General features: G+C 34.1%; 4 protein-coding genes. All 4 read left to right on the top strand.

The features are described 5' to 3' along the window. The first annotated feature begins 522 nt into the window (after positions 1-522). Genes A9239_RS07645 through A9239_RS07630 form a run of 4 tightly spaced genes read left to right on the top strand, consistent with a single transcriptional unit; the run spans position 523 to position 4,230 of the window. The gene (locus A9239_RS07645; RefSeq protein ID WP_048118673.1) at positions 523-1,161 is read left to right on the top strand and encodes a YIP1 family protein; all 639 of its coding nucleotides are present in this window, start codon (positions 523-525) and stop codon (positions 1,159-1,161) included. Then, on the top strand, positions 1,158-2,390 hold the full coding sequence (locus A9239_RS07640; RefSeq protein ID WP_230669079.1) for a COG1361 S-layer family protein: 1,233 nt from the start codon (positions 1,158-1,160) through the stop codon (positions 2,388-2,390). The genes A9239_RS07645 and A9239_RS07640 overlap by 4 nt, the downstream gene beginning before the upstream one ends. A gap of 6 nt (positions 2,391-2,396) precedes the next feature. After that, the gene (locus A9239_RS07635; RefSeq protein WP_048118670.1) at positions 2,397-3,083 is read left to right on the top strand and encodes an ABC transporter ATP-binding protein; all 687 of its coding nucleotides are present in this window, start codon (positions 2,397-2,399) and stop codon (positions 3,081-3,083) included. Beyond that, positions 3,070-4,230 (top strand): ABC transporter permease, encoded by a 1,161-nt coding sequence (locus A9239_RS07630; RefSeq protein WP_048118667.1) that lies wholly within the window; start codon positions 3,070-3,072, stop codon positions 4,228-4,230. The genes A9239_RS07635 and A9239_RS07630 overlap by 14 nt, the downstream gene beginning before the upstream one ends. The last annotated feature ends 68 nt before the right edge of the window (positions 4,231-4,298 follow it).

Raw genomic sequence — 4,298 nt, 5'->3', positions numbered from 1 at the left:
TTCTCCAAAAGGATAAATATATTCAAGACAAATATTACAAAAAGTTTCTGAACGGATATCTATATATAGTCAACATTAATATGTTTACTTAGAACTCTTGACAGTGAAATTAATTGAATATAGAGCCTGATTCAAAGCAGGCGTTATAATGTCGAGTTTCACAAATAACTTTGAAACCTCCTGGAAAGCAGTCTCAATAGCTTTTCTCTGAACAGGTAAGTTCACTGAGAAAGATTTGATGAATGCAGCCGGAGTAAACATAATCGAAGTTGAAAAACCTGATTAAAGAGCCGGAGTAAACATGATCGAAATCGAAAAACCTGATTAAAGAAAGGAACCTGGAAAACCTGTTCTTTCAAGCTAATACAATTATTCTCATTTCATTTTCATTTCAACAAAGGATGAACTCTTGGCCAAAAATATCAAACTTGCCAAATTGACACTAAATATGGAATTGAATAATTCAATTATGAATATAAATTTTCTAGTTAGCTTAATTATATTTACTTTAGGAGATAAAGTATGAAAGAGCTATTATTTAATCCAAATTTGTTTTTCAGTGAAAAGTCAAAAAAGAAGGTCAGTTTCAAATATCCTGTACTGATAGTACTTATTATTTCCATACTTCAAATAGGTTCAGGTATTCTAATGATGAATAAAATGAAAGAAATCCTGCCTTTAGATGGAAATTCCTTTCTGTCTACTGCTGTGACGTTAGGTAGTGTCATTGTGGGTCTCTTTGGAACATTCTTATACTGGATCATATTGGCTGGGATTTTCTACCTCATATCATTTTTATTTCATCCAGATGGTTCTTTTAAAAGGACTCTGGAGTTTGTAGGCTATGGGTTTGCTCCACAAATCCTTGCAGGGATTGTAAATTTAGTTGTTATGTACTACATACTACCCTCAGTACCGATCTCATCACAAAACCCTCAACTTTTTTCAGAAAGTTTCGCACAAGCATTGGTGAATAATCCTCTCTCTTTGGCAGCGGAAACATTTGTAATGTTATGTTTCTTATTGTCTGCAAACATTTGGGTATTCGCACTCGTACATGCACGCAATATGTCAACAAAAAATGCTATCCTTACTATCGGCGTTCCTGTAGGCCTGACTCTTATCTACCAGGTTTATTCATTAATCGGAGGATTGACTTGATACGAAAAACAATGATAAGATCAATAGCAACTTCGATACTGTGTATATTTCTTATAATTCCAGTTGCGGGTGATACTACTGTAAGGCCAACTGTTCAAGTAACCTGCCAATCCGATCCTCTTTCCCTTTTTCCAGAAGATAACGGAACTGTCACCGTATCCCTTAAGAATATGGCAACTGGAGATGTTTACGTACAGGAGGATAGTAAAACCTTTGATATGAATGCCTATATTGTTAGTGCATCACTTATAGGAACCAATGACATAGAAGTAATGGATAAAGGTTATTCAAACATAGGCTTGATAGGACCTGGAGATACGCTAAATTTAACTTTTAACATTAAAGTCAAAAAAGAAGCATCCAGTGGCACACACTTCCTGAACTTTGAGTTAATAGGGGGAAGTGATATGTACGATTTAAATTATAAAATTCCAATAAAAATTGATGACAGGAATGCACAACTTGTTTTTTCGAATCTTCCTTCAAGTATGATAAATGAAATTTCGACTGTTACGGTAGATGTAATAAATCCACGTTCTAGCGATATTAAAGATGTCATTTTAAGCCCTTCATGTGAAGATGTTCTTATTTATCCGTCCAATATTTTTGTCGGAACTATTCCTGCAGGAAATAACTCAACCGTTGAATTCACAGTAAATACGGTAAAGTCAAGCCCAGGAAATAAAAAAATAAAATGTTTGATATCCTATTTTAACGGAGATAATCATCATACGAGTGAAACAACAAGTACAAACCTAGACGTGATCTCGAAACCAACACTGACTTTAACAAACATCGAAGTAAATAATCTGGGAAGTAAATACACAGTTAGTGGAGAAATCAACAATATTGGGTTAACTGATATGAAAAACGTCATGGTTTCCTTAATTGATTCAAAAGGAATCAACTCCACAAAACCCTACCCAAGTTACTTTATAGGCAGTCTTGAGAAGGATGATTTCAGTAGCTTTGAGTTATCAGCATTTGTATCTCCCGGAACTCCAGAGATCCCTTTATTAATTGAATTTAGAGGTACTGACAATGCTTATACATCAATTACAAAATCTGTATATTTAGATTCAAAAGAATCATCGTTTCAAACTGACAAAAAGGCATCATCTCCTCTCCTTATAGCCATTATTATAATTATGTGTATTGCGGTTTTCGGAATTATCGGATATTCCTGGAAAAAGCAAAAGAAGATGAACAAAGGGGAAGGCGAGAGTTGAGTTTTTATGGCTGATCAAGTTGTAGAATTGCAGGAAATCGCAAAAACATATGCTCTCGGCCCAAATTATATTCATGCACTTAAAGGCGTGAATCTTTCGATTAAAAAAGGAGATTTCCTCACGATTATGGGTGCGTCTGGCTCAGGAAAATCTACTCTTCTTAATCTCATAGGGTGCCTTGATACTCCAACAAAAGGGATTATAAAAATAAATAATATTGATATCTCAAAACTTGATGATGAACAATTGACAGCTATTCGTAGAAGTAACATTGGATTTATTTTTCAACAATTCAATTTAATCCCGACTCTTACAGCATTGGAAAATATTGAATTACCGATGGTATTTAGTAAAGTTTCGGAAGTAACGCGACAAAAAAAAGCATTATCGTTGTTAGAAAAGGTAAATCTTGATTCAAAGTATGCAACTCATAAACCTTACGAGCTTTCAGGCGGACAACAACAAAGAGTAGCAATAGCCAGGGCTCTTGCTAATTCTCCGTCTCTACTTCTTGCAGATGAACCAACAGGCAATCTAGATACAAAAACGGGAAGAGAAATCATGGAATTACTAAGGTTTCTTAATCTCAATGGAACAACATTGGTTGTAGTAACACATGATCCAACACTTATGCATTATTCAAATAGAAACGTAAAACTCATTGATGGTGAAATATCCAATGAAAATAGTTAAGCAGCCTGGCAATATTTATATTCAACTTGCAAAAAGGAATTTGGAGAGAAGAGTTGTACGTACTATTCTTGCAGCAATCGGAATAATTATCGGGGTCTTTGCGATATCATCGATGGGAATTCTTGGAAATTGTCTGAAAGTTTCTGTTTCTAATTCCTTTGAAGACTATAATAATGAGATAGTAGTCTATCCGGCAGGTGGAGAAACATCTATCACCGAAAACCAGGTAAAACAACTAGATAAAATTAGTGGGATTGAAAGTGTCTTGCCTATCTATTCCTCAGGTACTAAAATAGAATACAAAGACAAATCAATGTATGGTGCTGTATATGGAGTTGGAAATGAAGATTTGACTACTCTGGCTGAGATAGATAATGGAAAAATGCTCAAAAGTAGCTCCACAGGTTGTGTAATAGGGCAGGAACTTGCAAACTTTCTGGATATAAAAGTGGGTGGGAAAGTAACATTAGAAGATACAAAGTTGAAAGTAACTGGTATTCTCAAAAAGCGAGGTATGAGTCCTGACGTTAGTGTGGATAATTCAATTTTTGTTAACCCCGAAGTTTACAACAAAATATTTACTGACAACAATAATGAATATGATTTTGTGATAGTTAAAGCTAAAAATGTTGATGATGTAGACAGCGTGGAAAATTCAGTTAAAAAAATGCTCAATAAGAAAGATGACAAGGTTTTTTTGTCTTCAGTAAAAAATATGTTAAGTGGTGTTGAAGACGCTTTGAGATATGTTTCTCTATTTTTGATGGGAATTGGTTCTATTTCTCTAGTTGTTGCCAGTGTAAGTATTCTAAATATAATGTTAATGTCAGTTACAGAAAGGACAAAAGAAATAGGTATAATGAAAGCTGTCGGAGCATCTAAGAAGGATATAATGAAAATGTTTGTTTTAGAGTCTCTTATTCTTGGAATAATAGCCAGCTTCATTGGGGGAATATTAAGCTTAGGTGTAGTATTTGTTATAACAGATTTAATATTAAAAGATGTATCTTCGTTGTTTGATCGAGGTGTCTTTTTGTATATAGTTGGAAGCATTGGATTTGGAATCATTACCAGTCTTACCGGTGGAGTTTACCCGGCATTGAAAGCCTCAAAAATGAAACCTATAGATTCACTTAAATATCAATGATTTTAGGACTTACACAGTTGAGAAACAAAATCAATTACAGTAAAAAATCAATTACAGTAAAAAAGCAA

The organism is Methanosarcina sp. A14 (genome assembly GCF_001729375.1).
Lineage (GTDB): Archaea > Halobacteriota > Methanosarcinia > Methanosarcinales > Methanosarcinaceae > Methanosarcina > Methanosarcina barkeri.
The sequence above is the reverse complement of the archived record's forward strand: the minus strand, read 5'-3'. Positions and strand labels throughout refer to the sequence as shown.

Bases quoted from the DNA above. Each gene is read 5' to 3' on its own strand.
- A9239_RS07645 (WP_048118673.1), top strand. From the start codon at position 523: ATGAAAGAGCTATTATTTAATCCAAATTTGTTTTTCAGTGAAAAGTCA.
- A9239_RS07635 (WP_048118670.1), top strand. From the start codon at position 2,397: ATGGCTGATCAAGTTGTAGAATTGCAGGAAATCGCAAAAACATATGCT.
- A9239_RS07630 (WP_048118667.1), top strand. From the start codon at position 3,070: ATGAAAATAGTTAAGCAGCCTGGCAATATTTATATTCAACTTGCAAAA.